The following is a 16,836-nucleotide window of genomic DNA, read 5'->3' as shown; positions in this document are numbered from 1 at the left end:
CAAAATGCAGAAAAGGATGAAGGCGACGAGCGCCTTCCCCGCAGTATAGAAGAAAGCCGCAGACGGCTCGTCGATGCCAAACGAGGTCGAAACGAACGCCCCTTCAAACGAAACGAGCGTTCCCTTTGCCTACCGCTGCGCACTGCGCAACAGGCTTTTCGTGCGGTTGAATAGGTCGTTCGTTCGCGACGCCTTGCGTGCGAAGGCCGGCGATTCCTACACTTATCGGCAGGCATCGTCCAAGAAGGACGGACGGAACAGGAAGGGGGAGCTGCTATGGCGGCTACCGAGCAAGAGATGATGGAGCGCGCCGCGCGCATCCAGACGATTGAGGAGCTTCGCGAGGTCAGCGCCGAGCTCGGCCTTGAGTTGAGTCCCGAAAAAGAGGCAGCTTTCATGGCGGTGAGAACCGCGGAAGGCGAGCTCACCGAGCAACAGCTGGATGCGACCGTCGGCGGGGCCTATCATGTCGTGTCCCCGTCTGACGTGTGCGACTTCCAGGCATCGGAGACGAAGTGTTGCGCCACCTGCAAGTACGGTCAGTTCGATTGGCCGAATTACTATTGCGTGGTAACGCTGTAAAACCAGCAAACCGAAGAAACGGAGAGGATTGCGCATGAACGAGCAATTGAAAGACTTTCTGAAGAAGGCGAGCGAGGACGAGTCGATCAAAGACGAGCTGAAAGCGCTTGAAGGCCTGTCTGCCGAAGAGAATGCAGAACAGGCGGCTGCAATCGCACGGAAAGCCGGCTTCGACTTGTCGGCCGAGGACTTCGCCCCCTCATCGGCGGAACTCGATGAAGACGAGCTGGGCGCCGTCGCCGGAGGCGAAGCCTGCTGCTGCCAGTACACCGGTTTGGGCTTGGTTAACGACCGCGGGGCGGTGTGCGAATGCCCGACCACGGGAACGGGAATTCGGAGGGATACCGGCGAGGTCTGCGAGATCACTTCCATCTGCCGCTTTATGGGGGAGGTCGGCTAGGCGCGGACGCGACTGCGGCTGCATTAGCTTGGGCGGGGGTTCTTGAAGAACCGCCGCCCGTCGCCGCTTGCGAAACCCGTAAGCGGCGATGGGCGGCGCAGGCGCGTGAGCTGGGCGTTGAGGAGATGGTCGGCGATGCCCATGCCGCGACGGCCGGTACCGCAATCGACGTGAAGCGAAGGAGCGAACACATGGAGAACGAAGATTCCTTGAAGATCGAGAGGCTTGAAGACGACGGCTTGCAGGATGTCAGCGGCGGGGCCGGCGATTACGTCTCCCATTACCAATGCCCCAAAACGGGGAAGCAGCTCTCAAGCTACGATCCGTACTTCGCAAGGGATTGCACGATGTGCCAATATTGGAAGCAGGTCATCCCCGGCATCCGGGCGGAGTGCCGCTATTGATCCGATGAAAATGCGCGGTTTTAAGCGCTTCTCTCGAACGAGCAACCGTCCTTGGTCGTTCGTTCGTTGAAAGTGGTCGTTCGTTCGCGGGGCGTTGTCAGTCGCGTGTTCGTACCCCATCGTTGTCGGTTGACGAAAAGAGCGTCGCCCGCGCTTCATCCGTTCACGATGCGCAGCGATGCCCGAAAAAGGGGAACCGTTTCTTTTGACCGCGCGAGCAAGGAGCGACGATGGTCGAACCCGATGCGAAGAGCCCTCGTTCCGACCGTGACGAGGCTGCGATGGATGCCGCCCGCCATGCGGCGGGGGGCATGTCGTTTGACGACTTCAAGAGCCTTATAGAGCAGGAAGGCCTGTGGGTGAACGACGCAGCGGCGCAGAGCGCCTGGGGGGCGCTGGGCGAAGGCGAGCTGGCGCTTGACGAACTGGATGAAGTTGCGGCCGGCTGCGAAGGAGTCGAGCTTCCCATCGTTCTGCCCGGCTTCGACGGTTTGACCGAAACGGGAGGTTCACGATGAGCGCACGCGACGGAAAAGACAAGGCGGCTTCGCCCTTTCGCCAGGAAAGCCTGGATCGGGCAAAGTCGCCCGAGCAGCTCGACGACTACATCCGCGTGTCGAATCCCGGGGTGTGGATGGTGCTGGGCGCCGTGCTTCTGTTGTTACTGGCCGGCTTCATATGGGCGTGCTGCGGGCGCTTGGTCGACACGATGCCTACTGCGTTGGTGGTGCAAGGCGGCCACGCGACCTGCTACGTCGCCGAGGACGAGGTAGGTCAGGTGGCCGTCGGCGACACGGTGAGCGCCGACAGCGCCAAAGGCGCCGTAGCGTCCGTGGGAACCACGCCCCTCTCTCCCGACGCACTGGCCGCGCAGCTGGACGAGTACGCAGCGCACAAGGTGAACGCAACGAGTTGGATGTTTCCCGTCGACGTGACCATAGACCTGCCCGACGGCGTGTACGATGCCCATGTGGCCACAAGCGAGTTCGCTCCCATCAGCCTGATTCTGGGGGGCGCATCGTGATGCTGCCGGGTAAGGGAGCGCGCCGCGCTCGCACTGCAGGCAAGCCTGGTCAGATGGCGGGCAAGGTTCCCGTTATCATGCAGATGGAAGCGCTCGAATGCGGGGCGGCCTGCCTGGCCATGATAGCGGCTTATTACGGTAAATGGGTGCCGCTCGAGCAGGTGCGCGCGGACTGCGGCGTATCACGCGACGGATCCAAGGCTTCCAACGTGGTGCGCGCGGCTCGCGCCTACGGATTCGAGGCCTCGGGTTTCCGTATGCAGCCCGAGGCGCTGCGCTCGCAGGGCGTGTTCCCTTGCATCGTCCACTGGAACTTCAGCCACTTCGTGGTGTGCCGCGGTTTCAAGGGAGGCAAGGTGCATCTGAACGATCCGGCACGCGGCGAGGTGACCGTGACGGAGGAGGAGTTCGATGCCGCCTTCACGGGCGTCATGCTGCGCTTCGTGCCGGGTCCCGACTTCCAGCCCAGCGGCAAGCCCCGGTCGGTATGGGAGTTCGTTGGCCCGCGCCTACAGGGTTCGCGCGCCGCGCTCGCGTTCGTGGCCATCACGGCGGCGGTGACGGCCGTCGTCGGCATCATCAATCCGGCGCTCTCCCAAGTGTTCATGGATCGGCTGCTGGGTGGGAAGAACCCGGAATGGCTGTACCCCTTCATTGCCTTGCTGATAGCCGTGGGAGCGGTGCGCATCGTGGTCGAGGTGCTGAACGCCATGTACCTGCTACGTCTCGAGGGCAAGATGGCGGTAGTGTCCAACTCGTCGTTCATGTGGAAGGTTCTGCACCTGCCCATGGAGTTCTTCTCGCAGCGCATGGCCGGCGACCTATCGGCTCGTGCGGCCACCAACACCACCATCGCCGCATCGCTGGTGAAGCAGTTGGCGCCGCTGCTGCTGAACTTCGTTCTGCTGGTGCTGTACGCCGTGGTGATGGTTGCCTACAGTCCGCTGTTGGCCGCCATCGGCATAGCGTCGGTGGTGATAAACCTGGGCATGGCGCGCTTGATCTCGGCGAAGCGCGTGAATGTGACGCGCGTGCAGATGCGCGATGCGGGCAAGCTGGCCGCCGCCACGGTTTCCGGCATCGAAATGGTGGAGACCATCAAGGCCGCCGGCGCGGAGGGCGGCTATTTCGAGCGCTGGGCCGGCTTCCAGGCAGGTTTCAACACGCAACAGGTCCGTTTCGCGCGCTTGGGGCAGCGACTGGGGCTGGTGCCCCAGCTGGTCATGCAGGTGACCAACACCGCCGTGCTCATGACGGGCGTGTACTTGGTGCTGCAAGGCCAGTTCACCGTGGGCATGATCCTGGCGTTCCAAGGCTACCTGTCGCAGTTCATGGCTCCCGCTTCCACGTTGACGTCCGTCATGCAGACGCTGCAGGAGATGCGCACCGACATGGAGCGCATCGAGGACGTCATGCGCTATCCGGATGATCCGGCGTTCTCCCAGGCTCCGCTCGACCGCGCCGCATCGTGCGAGAAGCTCAAGGGCGCCGTGCATATGGAGGGCGTGACCTTCGGATACTCGAGGTTGGAAGAACCCCTGATCAAGGATTTCGACCTTGATGTGGAATCCGGACGTAGCGTGGCCTTCGTAGGCCCTTCGGGGTGCGGCAAGTCCACGCTTGCCAAGCTGGTCAGCGGCTTGTTTCGCCCTTGGTCGGGTACGGTGAGCTTCGATGGCTCGCCCATGGACGAGGTGCCGCGCGAGGTGCTGACCGGGTCGGTGGCCGTGGTCGACCAGGACATCGTGTTGTTCAACGACGCCATCGCCAACAACATCCGCCTGTGGGACACCTCCATCGAGGACTACGAGGTGATCCTTGCCGCGCGCGATGCCGGCATCCACGAGGTCATCATGCAGCGCGACGGCGGCTATAACGCCGTGTTGTCCGAAGGCGGGCGCGACCTGTCCGGCGGACAGAGGCAGCGCTTGGAAATCGCTCGCGTGCTGGCGCAGGATCCCACCGTGCTCATCATGGACGAGGCGACCAGCGCGCTCGACGCCAAGACCGAGCAGGAGGTCATGAGCGCGGTGCGCAAGCGCGGCATCACCTGCATCGTGGTGGCGCATCGCCTGTCCACCGTGCGAGACTGCGACGAGATCGTGGTATTGGACAAGGGCCGCGTGGTGGAGCGCGGCACTCACGAAGAGCTGTGCGAGCGCGGGGGCATGTACCTGCAGCTGGTGACCCAGGAATAGGAGGAGGTGCGCATGGGTTGGTTCGACAGTCAGATCAAAGAACGGCTGGAGCATGACGAGGACCTGGTCTCTCAGGCGGCCTGGGACCTTTCCGTGGCCATCACCGGGCGGGCGGCGGGCGGCGCGGAAGTGGATGCGGGCAAAGCCGCGGCCGATGCCGTGGGCGAGGTGCTGGCGTACTACCGCGTGAAGCCGGCCGATGCCCCGCGCGACCCGAAGAGCGTGCGCGACCTCATAGACGCCCAGCTGCGGGGAACAGGCGTGATGTGCCGGCGCGTCGTGTTGTCGAAAGGCTGGCAGCGCGACGCGGCGGGGGCTATGCTGGGGTTCGTCGACGGCGCGCCGGTAGCGCTGATCCCTCAGCCAGCGGGGGGTTTCGCGTACAGCGACGTCGCCACCGGCGAGAAGGTACGCGTCGATCGCGCGAATGCTGCGCGGCTCACGCAGGAAGCGTACTGCTTCTACCAGCCCCTGCCGCAGCGAGAGCTGGGCGTGAGGGACGTGCTGCTGCACATGGTGCGCAGCCTGGACCTTTCGGATTACGTGATGATCGTGGCGGCGACGTTGGCCGTGACGTTGTTGGGCATGCTTCTGCCTGCGGTGAACAGTCTGATTTTCGGACCGGTGGTGGATAGCGGCAACGTGGGCGTGGTGGTGCCCATCGCCGTGCTGCTGGCGTCGGTCACGTGCGCCCGGGTGCTCATCGGCGGCGCGAAAGAACTGGTCATGTCGCGCGTTGGCACGAAGCTGAGCCTGTCGGTGCAAGCCGCTGCCATGATGCGTACGCTTTCCCTGCCGGCGCCGTTCTACCGCGCGTACGCATCGGGCGATCTGTCCGCACGCCTCTCGAGTATCGAGACGCTGGCGAGCATGCTGCAGAACATCGTCCTGACCACGGGTTTGACCTCGGTGTTCTCTCTGGCGTACGTGGCGCAGATAGCTGCGTACGCACCCGGTTTGGCCTTGCCCGCGCTGGGCGTGATCCTGGCCAGCGCGGCAGTGTCGGTGGCGTCCGTGCTGGTGCAGGTGAGCGTGACCAAGCGCAAGCTGGAGCACTCCGCGCGCCGCAAGGGATGGGAATACGCCTTGTTCACCGGCATCCAGAAGATCAGGCTGGCCGGTGCGGAGCGTCGCGCGTACGCCACCTGGGTCGATTCGTACAAAGACGAGGTCAAGCTGACGTACAACGGCCCGCGCCTCATGCGCTACTCGAACGTCGTGCAGACGGCGGTCTCGGTGGTGGGCACCATCGTCATCTACTTCACCGCCGTGCAGACCGGTGTGTCGACATCGGAGTACATGGCGTTCAATCTGGCGTACGGCATGGCCACGGGCGCGTTCATGTCGCTGGCCGGCGTCGCCGGCAACTTCGCGTCCATCAAGCCGCACCTCGATATGGCCGCACCCATCATGAAATCGGTGCCGGAGTCCGCCGGGGGCAAGCAGGTGCTCGAGCATTGTTCCGGTCGCATCGAGATGGACAACGTCACTTTCCGCTACGCCGAAGGCGCGCCTGCCGTGCTGGATGATCTGTCGCTGAAGATCCGCCCCGGCCAGTCCGTGGGCGTGGTGGGCAAGACCGGCTGCGGGAAATCGACGCTCATGAGGCTTCTGCTGGGATTCGAAAAGCCGCAGAAAGGCGCCGTGCTGTACGACGGGCGCGACATCGAGACGCTGGACGTGGCCAGTTTGCGCCGCAACATCGGCACGGTGCTGCAAGACGGAAAGCTGTTCACCGGCGACATCTTCTCCAACATCGTGGTGGCTGCGCCGTGGCTCACGATGGAGGATGCGTGGGAGGCGGCCGAGCTGGCGGGGATCGCCGACGACATTCGCGCCATGCCCATGGGCATGAATACGATGGTGTCCGAGGGCGCGGGCGGAATCTCGGGCGGCCAGCGCCAGCGCATCCTCATCGCGCGCGCCGTTGCCCCCAAACCCAAGGTACTGTTCTTCGACGAGGCCACCAGCGCGCTGGACAACGTGACGCAACGACAGGTGAGCGAGGCGCTCGACCGGATGAAGTGCACGCGCATCATCGTGGCGCACCGGCTGTCCACCATTCGCGCATGCGACCGCATCATCGTGCTGGACGGCGGCCGCGTGGTGGAGGACGGCACCTACGAGGAGCTGTGCGCGTTGGGCGGCGTATTCGCCGAACTGGTGGAGCGCCAGACCATGTAGGGGTGGGGGTCTGTTCGCTTAAAGGGCTGACAGAAAGGCGGATCGAACATGAACGATTCCGATAAATTCCAGCAGCTTGGCTTGGACGATCTTGACGAGGTGTCCGGCGGCGAGGCTCTGTCCGACAGGGCCGTGGCCGCTCTTCCGAAAGCGGTGCCCGGCGGCATCTGCCCTTACTGCGGGATGAAAATTGCCGTTAGTCTCTACGGCACCGCGTTTACGAACGACCATGAGCGCTTCGGCTTCAGCAACGCCACTGTGTGGCAGTGCAACAAGTCGGATCTGGATTACACGCTGTTTCGCGAGTAAGCGGACTTTCGCTTCAGACGCTGATCGTCGCGTCCCGTACGCGTCCGTCGCGCGATGGCCGCCGCAGTTGCGAGCGCGGCGGCAGCGAAAAGGGCTGTTGCTGCTGCGACGGTTCCCGGCGGGTCGCCAGTGCTTGCGAGCGGGGTCGCCATGCCTTTGTCCGCCGTCGGCGGGGACTAGGGATCTGCGCGGGCTCGTCGGCGTTCGTTTCGGGATATGCCGCGCTCGTGCCGTCCTTTCCGTTGTCGGGCTCTTTCGCGCGCCTATCGGACGCAGCGCTCCTATACTTCGACTTAAAAGATCCGTTTTCGAGAAAGGACGTACTATGGCGCATCCCCCTCGCACCGGTACGCAGAAAGCTCTGCGCATCACCTCTATCATCATGATCATCTTCGGAGTTTTGGTTGCGCTTTCAGGCGCGATCATCATAGCCTCCGGCGCGGCGGCCGACTCGCTCGGCCTGAACGACGCAGTGAACTTCCAGGGCACCGAGACGACGGCGGGCATCCTTACCATGGCCGTGGGCATTTTGGTCCTGATCATGGGCGCCTTGCAGCTGATCGTTGCCTTCCTTGGCCTGCGCGCTTCCAACGATGCGAGCAAGGTCGGCCCCTATCGCGCGCTCAGCTGGGGCATCTCCATCGTCATCCTGGCGATGATCGTGTACAACTGGTTCTTGGGCGGCACATTCCTGGACGACCCCTTCCTGCTTATCGGCGACGTCGTCTACCTGCTGGTGTGCACCACCCTCGCCGACGTGGTGAAGAAGGAGCATGACCGAGGCATCGTTGGTGAGGCCAAGGCCGAAGTCGAGCGCTCGGGCAGCCAGAAGGCGCTGCGCGTCATCTCCATCGTGCTGGTGGTGTTCGCCGTCATCTCCATCGTGCTGGGCCTCGCGTTCCTGGCGCTGATCGCCGCCGGCCTGGGCACCGACGCCGTGAACGCGATGGACCCGAACGACCCGGACCTGGTGGCCGGCATCGCCGTGGGCCTGGTGCTGGGCGTCGTGCTGGTCGGCAGCGGCGTCGTCGACCTGGTCGTGGGCGCCCTGGGCCTGCGCGGCGCTCGCGATCCGCGGAAGGTCAAGCCGTTCTTCGTGCTGTGCGTCATCGGCCTGGCCATCGAGGTCGCCGGCGACGTCTGGCTCGCGGCGCAGGGCATGCTCTCGTCCATCGGCGCGAGCGGCGCGGTGGAGCTGCTGGTCATCGGCGCCTGCACGTGGCTGGCCTACGACATCATGCGCCAGAGCCGCGGCATCGAGGCGTAAGCGCGAGCTTCCATTCTTCCGTGAAGGCCGTCGATCCCTCGACGGCCTTCACCATATCTCACCAGATTTCGTCGCCAGGATAGGTTTTGCATTCCACCTCGCAGAAACGCTCTCCTTCGCCAAGATATAGGTGAGTGTCTTTAAACTTGGGATCCTTCGTGCTCATACTGCAGAACGGGCAGAACGATTCGGAGGGATCCCTCTGAAAAAATACGCCGCCAGCCACCCCGTCCAGCTCTTCGGCGCTCAAAGAGTCGTGCTTCTTGGATTCGCTCATAACCTACCTCCTGTTTCAGATCGAATAACCGGTCGTTTTTTACAAAGACATCCTTCTTTTACTTCCTTTGACCCCGGTAGGCTCTGGTGTGCGCATCGAGAAGATCCGGTGGCATCTGCTGCCGTCTTCATAGCCTGTTCTTTTTCGCTTTTTGTCGTGCAGCCGTGGCAACGCCTATGCTTGCGAGCATGGCGCCGGCGACCAGCGTGATAGCCGGCACGAAAGCGCCTAATGGGTCGCCGGTCCTCACCAGAGGCGTTGCATCCCCCTTGCCGACAACCGGTTCCGGCGCAGCTGCAGGGCCAGGTTCGGGCGTAGGACCGGGTCCAGGTTCAGGTAGGTCGCCGGGTTGGGGCAGCGTCTCCATCGGCGTGGCCCGTATCACCCGGCCACCGTTCTCGTAGACCGAGAAGCCCATGGTGTACAGCCATCCGTCGTACGCTGTCGAGCTCGGGAAGTACAGCGGCACCCGGGAGGCGCGCTTGTCGATGCCTTGGAAACTTTTGTCTCCGTTCGCCAAGTCCAACAGATAGGTGTCCTGATCGAGCTCGCGTCCGCCGTCGGCTTCTTCGACGCTGATACGGCCCGACAGCACCACTCCGGCTTTGACCGCTGCCAAGCCGAACGAATCGTCGTAGCCGGGCGCAAGCGCAGGCAGGGCGGCGGACAGGTCGTTGCCAACGTACGAGTCGCCGGATCTCACGATGCGCTCGAATACGGGGCTCGTCGTCGAAGAGCCCGTCACGTCGTGCACATCGCCCAAGGCGACGAACAGCTCGGCCCCTCGCGCTACGACAAAGGGAGTCGAGCGGCCTGTCGCGAGGGATCCCGCAGCCGTTACCGCCCCCGTCTGCGTATCGTACACGGCGATGTTGCCTTCGGTCAGCTCGACCCATTTGGCACCGTCGTACGCGGCGCCGCCCACCAGCAGCATCGCTCCATCGCAGTTCACTATCGTCGCATGAAACGGCAGGCGGGAAGCGTCATGGGAAGTCCAGGCGTTCGTCGCCGGATCGTAGCTGACAAGACGAGGAGCCAACGCCCCATCCGTCTCGCCCGCTTCGCCGTATACGTACAGCTTGCCGTCGAACACGGTCATCGACGCGCTGCTGAGAGCCTCGGGCAGGTCGGCGCACTGCGTCCAGCTGTCCCGGTCGGGGTCGTAGCGCCATAGCGCATAAGTGCCCGCATGCGATATGCTGAAGTCGTTTGGAAGCAGGTATAGCGAACCGCCCAGCCCGGTCAGAAGACCGTACGACACGCCAACCGGCAGGCCCTCATCCGACGTGGGAAGCGCTATGGTCTTCTCGAACAGGGGCGTGGATTGGTCGTCCGGTCGCTCGGGAACCTGCAGCAGGAAACCCTTCGATCCGCTCTTGCCGTTGTCGGCCGTTACCTCTACCACCAGCACGCCGCTTTTGAGACCCTGCGGGCACTCCGTCACGATGGAGCCGTCCGACCAGGAGCGCACCGCAGCCTCCTTGCCGCCGATGTGCACGCTTCCCGCACCCTGAGCTGCGCCGAAGTAGCTACCCTCCACCATGACGAGTGCGGCGTCGCCGTCGGATTCCATTCGAGCGCCCGACACCACCGGGACGAAGTCGCCCGACGCAACCCTCAAATCAAGGTGTCCGCCCGACGAGCACTTGCCGGAGAACGCGTCCACCGGACGCACGGAGGCCTTCACGAGCGCCGCCAGCTTCGCAGCGCGCTCGGCCGGGGTGGAGCCGTCGACATCCTGCGCGAGCACCATGGCCGCGCCGGTGACCATGGGAGTTGCCATGGACGTCCCGCTCAAAGATTGATAGGGAATCGCGGAGCCGGCCCTGCCCGTTCCAACCGTGTCGAGGTACAGGGCATCGGTCGGGGCGATCGGCGTGCCGGCGCGTGCGAACGTCAGCCGCACCTGCAGCTTGTCGCCTTCGAACGCCAAGGTGCCGCCGGCATTCTGGGCAAGCGCCTGGGCGTCGAAGGCAATGGTCGTCCAGCCCCGGTCCTTCCCAAGGATTGCGACAGCCGTCGGCCCCACCGGCGTCCAATCAAGCACGCCGTCTTTCATTATCGCAACCTGGTAAAGCAGGTTGTCGTTGTTCTGGTTCGTGGTCGTCGCGTTCATTCCTACGTACCGGACGTCCTCTTGGTTCGACGGATCGACTTCCATCGACACCACGACGCTTCGAAAACTGATGCCCAGCGCCGTCTCTTCCGTGAGCATTTCGGAAAAGGGGATCTTCAGAGCTCCGCCCCTCGCATCGAAATGGGTCGCCCCCTGCACGACGGCATCTATATCCTCGGACGACGTCGGCGTCGCGCGCGCCGTAACCGACGGGGCGTCGCTTTCGAACGTCTCGTAGCTCAAAGGGGAGCCGTCGGCTTCGGGAGCGTAGGCCGCCCTGCCGAGGGGCACGGTGGACATGATGTTCATGCCCGGAGCCACCACGTCGGTCGTTTCCACGCCGTAGTTGCTGAACGAGGCGAGCTGCCCTGAAGAATCCGACGCATCGACAGCGACCGCATACGGGTTATGCGCGAGCACGGATGCGGTCATCGGTATCTTGTCAACGTCGGCGGCATCGTTGCCCGACCCGATGACGGTCACGGCGCCTTTCTCGCCCAGCTTCGTCGCCGCCAAGCTGAATGCTTTGCTCATCGTCCTTCCGGCCCACGAGTTGTTGATGGCGCGCAGTGGCAAGCCGGCATCAACGGCTTCGGCAAGATACTCGTATGCCCTGATGGTATCCGCACTCTCGATCGTGTTCTGCCTACCTGCGACCCTAACGGCCACCAGCTGCACGCCGGACGCGACGCCGCTCGTCCCCACGCCATCCCATTGCGACGCGATGATGCCCGCGCAGTGCGTTCCGTGGTAATGATCGTCCATCGGATCGGCGGGATCCATGCCGGGCACGACGTTGATCCCGTAGCGTCCGCCCCTGTCCGTGTACTGCGTCATATCGCACATGATGCCGTTGAGGTCGGGATGGTTGTAGTCCACGCCAGTGTCAACCACGGCAACGACGTCGGCGGCGTTCGTTGTGCCGACCTGGTTCCAGTTCGGCGGCGCGATGTCGAAACCGGCAAGGGGCGGCGCCTCTTCTTGCACCATGACTTCTCCGGTGTTGCGGCAGCCCCACTGGTAGCCGGACAGGTCGGCAGCGGCCGTGCCGCTTGCATCCGCGCTCGCCGGAGCCGACGGCGCCGCGTCCGACGAATCCAGCCCCAATGCCGCAGCGACTTGCGGCGTGCTCTCATCGAGCGCCGTCTGATCGGGGTCGTCCAGCCGCTGCACGTAGTTCGGCTCGGCGGACAGGATGCGCGGGTCGTCCTGCAGCTGGCGCAGGAGATCCTTGGTTGAGGTACCCTCCTGCCGCACCAGCACCATGCTCACCGCGTCGTCTTCAGGCAGGGATCTTGCGCTGCGCAGGAGAACCGGGCCGTTGGAAACAGATTGTTCCAACGGCACGTCGACGCCCGTAGCGGTGGCGTACGTTTCGGCCGACGCGTCCATGAGCGGTTCGGCCGAGGAGAGCGGGTCGACGCTGCGCGAACGGAGGCTGTTTCGAGATGCCGCGTTGTCAACGACGACGAGAGCCTCGCCCTCGACGTAGTCTCCGGCAGCCAGCAGATCGGCGATCTCGCTCGTCTGCGTCTGGGCAGCTGCTTCGTTTTCATCGGCCCAAGCCGCTCGGGGAGCCCAGGGGATCAGCATTGCCGCCAACATAGTCGCCAGCAGCAAGCGAAGCGCGCCCTTCCCCTGCTTTATCGTTTCGTCCATCGCCGCGTCCCTTCTCTCGTGACCGCATATACTTCTTGTTGCAATTGCTCTTTTGGCAACTACGGCAACAGGCTCGGAAACCTGTGCAGGGGCACCTGGGCCGCTCGCGCTTACGCCTCGATGCCGCGGCTCTGGCGCATGATGTCGTAGGCCAGCCACGTGCAGGCGCCGATGACCAGCAGCGCCTTCTGGCTGCCCGAGCGCTCGACTTTGGCCTTGGCCTCGCCCACGATGCCCAGGTCGTGCTCCCTCTTCACCACGTCGGCGAGGGTGGAGCACACCAGCAGGTAGATCACGTTGCCGATGAGCAGAAGAGGGCTGTTCTGGATGTGCCAGTTGCCGTTGAAAAACCATCCGTACAGGATGGTCGCCAGGATGACCAGGGAGATGCCCCAGATGAGGATTCTAAACGGCCCGATCTTGCTTGCGTCCTTGGAGCCGCGCAGGCCGAATGCGGCGACGACGAGCTGAACCAAGCCCATGGCGAGGACGATGATTCCCAGAGCGACGGAGGTGGTGTCTGCCGTGGTCTCGGTATCGCCCAAAGTCATCGGCTGGTCCATTCCCATCGTGACGGCCGACACTCCGAGCGCGATGAGGGAGGCGCCCGATAGGATTACCAGCACGCCGAGCACGATCATGATGATGGACACGACGTGCAGGGCTTTTTGGGTTCCGGTACGCGCTGGATTGCTCATAGCGTGTCCTTTATCGTAGAGGATTGATGAGGCGAAGTATGGGTGCGGCTTCTACCAGACGTCTGAAAGTGCCTGATGACGAGCGGTGCCAGGTTGCAAAGAGCAGGTGTTACTGAAGAGGTTTGGGCTTCGGGGGGATGCCTGGCCCAAAACGAGACCATCCGCCGAAGCCGGCCGATACGGCATCCAAGCCTTCATCTTCAAGCTCTTCCGGGGCCTTCCGCGCGTCGTCGATTGCCGCGTCGCGGTCGTGCTCCTTTGGAAGGGTCTTCGCGTGATCGTCTTTGTTGGAGCCATCCATAGCCTATCCGCCTTTCTCGTGTCCAGGGGGCGCTCGGCTTCGTGCCGGACGTCTCGAATTCCTTCAGTATAGAAACGGCCTTCGCGAAGGCAAGCAGTGCGGAACGAAAGACCGATCCCGGCGAACGAACGATCATGCACGATGCCAAGGTCAGCCGCTCGCTGTGCGGCGAGAGCCGCTCGCTCTGTTTGCCTTCTCTCGCTTAACTCGTCCTTCGTTCGCTGGAAATGGTCGTTCGTTCGGCGCGCCTTGCCAGCGATCGCCTGACCGGCCTATGATCGAACGAATATGCGATGAAGACGCGATGCGGGGGTGCTGCGTGAAAAACGACGAAAGGCGGGTGGAGCGGTCGTCCGGCCGAAACGATGGGCATGCGGGAAGGCTCATTCGCAAGCTGGCGCTCGTGTTCCTGGCGTTCGCCGTAGTGGCCGTGGTGCTCAACTGCGCACTCGCGTACGTCAGCACGCGCGATACCTTCCTGCAGTCCGAAGCCTACCGCTTGGGGCAGGTGGGCGGTTACGCCGCGAACGCCACTCCGCAGGCGCTTCCTTCGGATGCATTGCAAGCGTGGATAGACAACGCTGACGAGTTGGACCCCGCGACGACGTACGATCAGAGCCTCGCGGAAACGCAGGGGCTGATAAGCGCTTACAATGCCGAAGTCGACAGGCTCAAGGGGTCGGAGGAGGAGGCGACCGAGGAGGATCAGGATCGTCTCGACGGCATGCTGGCGGAGTACGAGCGAAAAAGCATACCCCTCTCGCTCTATTCCCTGGACGCGATGCTCGACCGGCTGCGCGCTTCGTTCAGCGTGTCGAGGCTTGCGGTAGTTGTTCCGGACGAGCAGAACGAGACCGTCCTCTACGTTGCGGAGGGGATTTCCGGCGATCAGAAGCGCGGAGTGGATGCTCACTTCTTCGGCGACGAGGAGCAGCGCCTCAAAGCTGACTACCCCGCCTTGTGGGAAGCGGTCGAAACCGGCGAGCCCAGCACGGATCCCGCCCTTGCGCCGGACGGCGAAACGTACGCTATGTACGTGCCTTTTGCCGTGGACGGCCAGACCTGGGTTTACGAGGTGTCGATGGGCACCGACGAGCTGGAAGCTGCAGTGCGATCGCAGGTTGCCAGCACGGTGGTGGTGTCGTTCGCCGTGTTCGCGGTTTGCCTGACGGCTATGCTTCTGCTGCTCCGCCGCACCTTGGTGAAACCTCTCGTAGCGCTCAGCTCCCAGGTGCGGGACTACGCTGCCAGCAAGTCCGCGGCCGTGGCCGACGTCATCCGCTCGCAGTGCTACCCGAAAGACGAAGTGGGCGATCTGGCTGCCAGCACGGCCGACATGATCGACGAGCTGCAGGCTCACATGGACGACATCGCGCGCATGGGCGCCGAGCGCGAGCGGGCGCGATCCGAGCTCGCTGTGGCCAGCCGCATTCAGCTTTCGGCTCTGCCCACCGTGCGCCCGCCGTTCTCAGGATGCGATGACTTCGGGCTATCGGCATCCATGCACCCGGCAAAGGAAGTGGGCGGCGACTTCTACGACTTCTTCCTGATAGATCAGGATCACTGCGGCGTGGTAATAGCCGACGTATCCGGCAAGGGCGTACCGGCAGCGCTGTTCATGATGCGCGTCAAGGCTCTGCTGAACCAGCTCCTGCGCGAGGATCTCTCGCCCGACCAGGTGCTTGCTCGAGCGAACGACGGCCTGTGCGAGGACAACGAAGCCGGCATGTTCGTTACGGTGTGGCTTGGGGTGTTGGATTTGAGATCCGGCAAATTGGTTTACGCCAACGGCGGGCACAACCCGCCGCTGTACCGACACGCTGACGGTTCGGTCGAGTGGATGCGCGACCGGTCGGGTCTGCTGTTGGGCAGCTTCGAGGGTGTACCCTATCGCGTGTTCGAGCGCACCATGATTCGGGGCGACTCCCTGATCCTGTACACCGACGGAGTGACCGAGGCCATGGATGCGTCGGATCATTGTTACGGCGACGAACGCTTGTTCCAGCTGGTGGAGCGGGAGTGCGACGGATACCCGGCATCCGTGTCGGGCGTTATCGAGGAGGACGTGCGCGCCTTTGCGGAAGGGGCCGATCAGGCCGACGACATCACGCTGCTGGTGCTGCGCTACGACGGACAGGAAAACGGCCCCGCGGCGTCGGCGGCCGGGAATCGAGGGTGACCATGGATGTGAACATCGCAGTAGACTATTTCGGAGACGAGGCGGTTCTCAAGTTGGGAGGGCATCTGAACACCAATACGGCTGCCGATTTGGAGGAGGCTCTTGAGCCGGTGTTCGAGCGCACGAGCAAGGTGGTGCTCGACTTCGCCGACCTGGAGTACCTGTCGTCGGCGGGTCTTCGCGTGTTGGTGGCCACGCAAAAGCGGGTCACAGCCGCGGAAGGAACTCTGCGTATCGTGAACGCCAGCGACGACATTCGCGAGGTGTTCGACATCACGGGTCTTATCGACGTCTTCGACGTGGAGTAGGAAGGTGGAGGCGGTGCAGACGTGCACCATGCGCATCGAGGCGGCGTTGGGCAACGAGCCTGCTGTGCAGCGGTTCCTGACGGAGGCTTTGGGGACGACGGAGTGCCCGCCCAAGGCGCGCAAGGAGCTGCGCTTGGCGGTGGAGGAGCTGTTCGTGAACGTGGCTCGCTATGCGTACGACCCCGGGTCGGGCGATGTGGAGGTGTCGGTGTCTCTCGCGTCCGACGGGTGCGGGGCGAGGGTGGTGCTGCGCGACGGCGGCGTGCCGTTCGACCCGTTCGGGCACGCCGACCCCGAGGCTCCCCGCTCGGTGGAGGAGACTCCCATCGGGGGTTTGGGCATCATGATGGTCAAGCGTCTGATGGACGCGCATTCGTACCGCTACGTCGACGGGTGCAACGAAGTGACGATCGCGAAGCGCTGGTAGGGCGCGTCGCAGAAGGGAAGGGGTCTGAAGCATGGGATTCATGGGTACGGGTAAGAGCGCCGAGGATAAAGCGCTGGAGAAGCTGGCAACGTATCTGGAGAACATGGATCTGCGCCCGAAAGACGGGATGGTCCACGCGGGCGCGTTTGAAATGGCGGGCGGCTACAGCCGCAAGAACACGTCGCGCATCTTGAACGGCGTGCTGGAGTTCATGCAGAAGCAGGGCTACGAGATCCTGGACGTGCAGTTGTCGCCCAGCGGCATGGGAGACAGCCTGCTGTGCTGTCTGGTGCTGATCACGTACAAGTAGCGCTGCCTTGTGCTGCCGGTGTTTGCAGCTGCGAGGCTCTCGCAAACGCCGGCGTTCGCTTGGTAAAAGACCCCGGGGGTCTTTTCTGTCAGTGCGTGGTGTCGATTTTTCTCGAACAATAGCATTCGACAGCGCATGATCGTTGGCGCGAGGCGAACGATGGGGAACCGCCGCTGGGTGCGGCGGTGTTTGC

17 protein-coding genes are annotated in these 16,836 nt (G+C 63.5%); 13 read left to right on the top strand and 4 right to left on the bottom strand.

The window, feature by feature from the left end:
• Nucleotides 1–276: 276 nt before the first annotated feature.
• The 9 genes from GT590_RS00485 (at nucleotide 277) to GT590_RS00445 (ending at nucleotide 8,368) form a co-directional block, all read left to right on the top strand.
• On the top strand, nucleotides 277–582 hold the full coding sequence (locus GT590_RS00485; protein WP_009305310.1) for a hypothetical protein: 306 nt from the start codon (nucleotides 277–279) through the stop codon (nucleotides 580–582).
• 34 nt (nucleotides 583–616) lie between these two features.
• Nucleotides 617–982: a Nif11-like leader peptide family RiPP precursor gene (locus GT590_RS00480; RefSeq protein ID WP_015761474.1), complete on the top strand. Its 366-nt coding sequence runs from the start codon at nucleotides 617–619 to the stop codon at nucleotides 980–982.
• 191 nt (nucleotides 983–1,173) lie between these two features.
• Entirely contained in the window at nucleotides 1,174–1,386 is a 213-nt protein-coding gene (locus GT590_RS00475) for a hypothetical protein (RefSeq protein ID WP_009305308.1), read from the top strand.
• A 230-nt stretch (nucleotides 1,387–1,616) separates the two neighbouring features.
• Nucleotides 1,617–1,904: a hypothetical protein gene (locus GT590_RS00470; protein ID WP_009305307.1), complete on the top strand. Its 288-nt coding sequence runs from the start codon at nucleotides 1,617–1,619 to the stop codon at nucleotides 1,902–1,904.
• Nucleotides 1,901–2,410: a hypothetical protein gene (locus GT590_RS00465; protein ID WP_009608476.1), complete on the top strand. Its 510-nt coding sequence runs from the start codon at nucleotides 1,901–1,903 to the stop codon at nucleotides 2,408–2,410. The genes GT590_RS00470 and GT590_RS00465 overlap by 4 nt, the downstream gene beginning before the upstream one ends.
• Nucleotides 2,410–4,608 (top strand): NHLP family bacteriocin export ABC transporter peptidase/permease/ATPase subunit, encoded by a 2,199-nt coding sequence (locus tag GT590_RS00460; RefSeq protein ID WP_227111382.1) that lies wholly within the window; start codon nucleotides 2,410–2,412, stop codon nucleotides 4,606–4,608. Before GT590_RS00465 ends, GT590_RS00460 begins: the two co-directional genes overlap by 1 nt.
• A 12-nt stretch (nucleotides 4,609–4,620) precedes the next feature.
• Complete coding sequence (locus GT590_RS00455; protein ID WP_009305304.1) at nucleotides 4,621–6,792, top strand: NHLP bacteriocin export ABC transporter permease/ATPase subunit; 2,172 nt, start codon at nucleotides 4,621–4,623, stop codon at nucleotides 6,790–6,792.
• A 48-nt stretch (nucleotides 6,793–6,840) separates the two neighbouring features.
• Nucleotides 6,841–7,101, top strand: coding sequence for a hypothetical protein (locus GT590_RS00450; protein WP_009608491.1), 261 nt, complete (start codon nucleotides 6,841–6,843; stop codon nucleotides 7,099–7,101).
• A gap of 325 nt (nucleotides 7,102–7,426) precedes the next feature.
• Nucleotides 7,427–8,368 carry a hypothetical protein gene (locus GT590_RS00445; protein WP_009608430.1) on the top strand — a complete coding sequence of 314 codons (942 nt, stop codon included), beginning with the start codon at nucleotides 7,427–7,429 and terminating at the stop codon, nucleotides 8,366–8,368.
• 58 nt (nucleotides 8,369–8,426) lie between these two features.
• Here GT590_RS00445 and GT590_RS00440 read toward each other — a convergent pair whose 3' ends face one another.
• The 4 genes from GT590_RS00440 to GT590_RS00425 form a co-directional block, all read right to left on the bottom strand.
• A complete protein-coding gene (locus GT590_RS00440; RefSeq protein ID WP_009305301.1) occupies nucleotides 8,427–8,645 on the bottom strand; it encodes a hypothetical protein in 219 nt (72 codons plus the stop codon).
• Between the two features lie 127 nt (nucleotides 8,646–8,772).
• The gene (locus GT590_RS00435; RefSeq protein ID WP_114555347.1) at nucleotides 8,773–12,420 is read right to left on the bottom strand and encodes a S8 family serine peptidase; all 3,648 of its coding nucleotides are present in this window, start codon (nucleotides 12,418–12,420) and stop codon (nucleotides 8,773–8,775) included.
• 110 nt (nucleotides 12,421–12,530) lie between these two features.
• Nucleotides 12,531–13,118, bottom strand: a complete 588-nt coding sequence (locus GT590_RS00430) for a hypothetical protein (RefSeq protein WP_114516223.1) — start codon at nucleotides 13,116–13,118, stop codon at nucleotides 12,531–12,533.
• 109 nt (nucleotides 13,119–13,227) lie between these two features.
• Entirely contained in the window at nucleotides 13,228–13,419 is a 192-nt protein-coding gene (locus tag GT590_RS00425) for a hypothetical protein (protein ID WP_114516222.1), read from the bottom strand.
• A 319-nt stretch (nucleotides 13,420–13,738) separates the two neighbouring features.
• On the opposite strand from GT590_RS00425, the gene GT590_RS00420 reads away from it, so the two are divergent.
• The 4 genes from GT590_RS00420 to GT590_RS00405 are packed head-to-tail and all read left to right on the top strand — an operon-like array spanning nucleotide 13,739 to nucleotide 16,643.
• On the top strand, nucleotides 13,739–15,598 hold the full coding sequence (locus GT590_RS00420) for a PP2C family protein-serine/threonine phosphatase (RefSeq protein WP_233671073.1): 1,860 nt from the start codon (nucleotides 13,739–13,741) through the stop codon (nucleotides 15,596–15,598).
• A gap of 2 nt (nucleotides 15,599–15,600) precedes the next feature.
• A complete protein-coding gene (locus tag GT590_RS00415) occupies nucleotides 15,601–15,906 on the top strand; it encodes an STAS domain-containing protein (RefSeq protein ID WP_021410015.1) in 306 nt (101 codons plus the stop codon).
• A gap of 13 nt (nucleotides 15,907–15,919) precedes the next feature.
• A complete protein-coding gene (locus GT590_RS00410; protein ID WP_021409982.1) occupies nucleotides 15,920–16,333 on the top strand; it encodes an ATP-binding protein in 414 nt (137 codons plus the stop codon).
• A 31-nt stretch (nucleotides 16,334–16,364) separates the two neighbouring features.
• A complete protein-coding gene (locus GT590_RS00405; RefSeq protein ID WP_009305294.1) occupies nucleotides 16,365–16,643 on the top strand; it encodes a hypothetical protein in 279 nt (92 codons plus the stop codon).
• The last annotated feature ends 193 nt before the right edge of the window (nucleotides 16,644–16,836 follow it).

Origin of the sequence: Eggerthella sp. BIOML-A1, assembly GCF_009875595.1 — a bacterium.
Taxonomy (GTDB): Bacteria; Actinomycetota; Coriobacteriia; order Coriobacteriales; family Eggerthellaceae; genus Eggerthella; species Eggerthella lenta.
The sequence above is the reverse complement of the archived record's forward strand: the minus strand, read 5'-3'. Positions and strand labels throughout refer to the sequence as shown.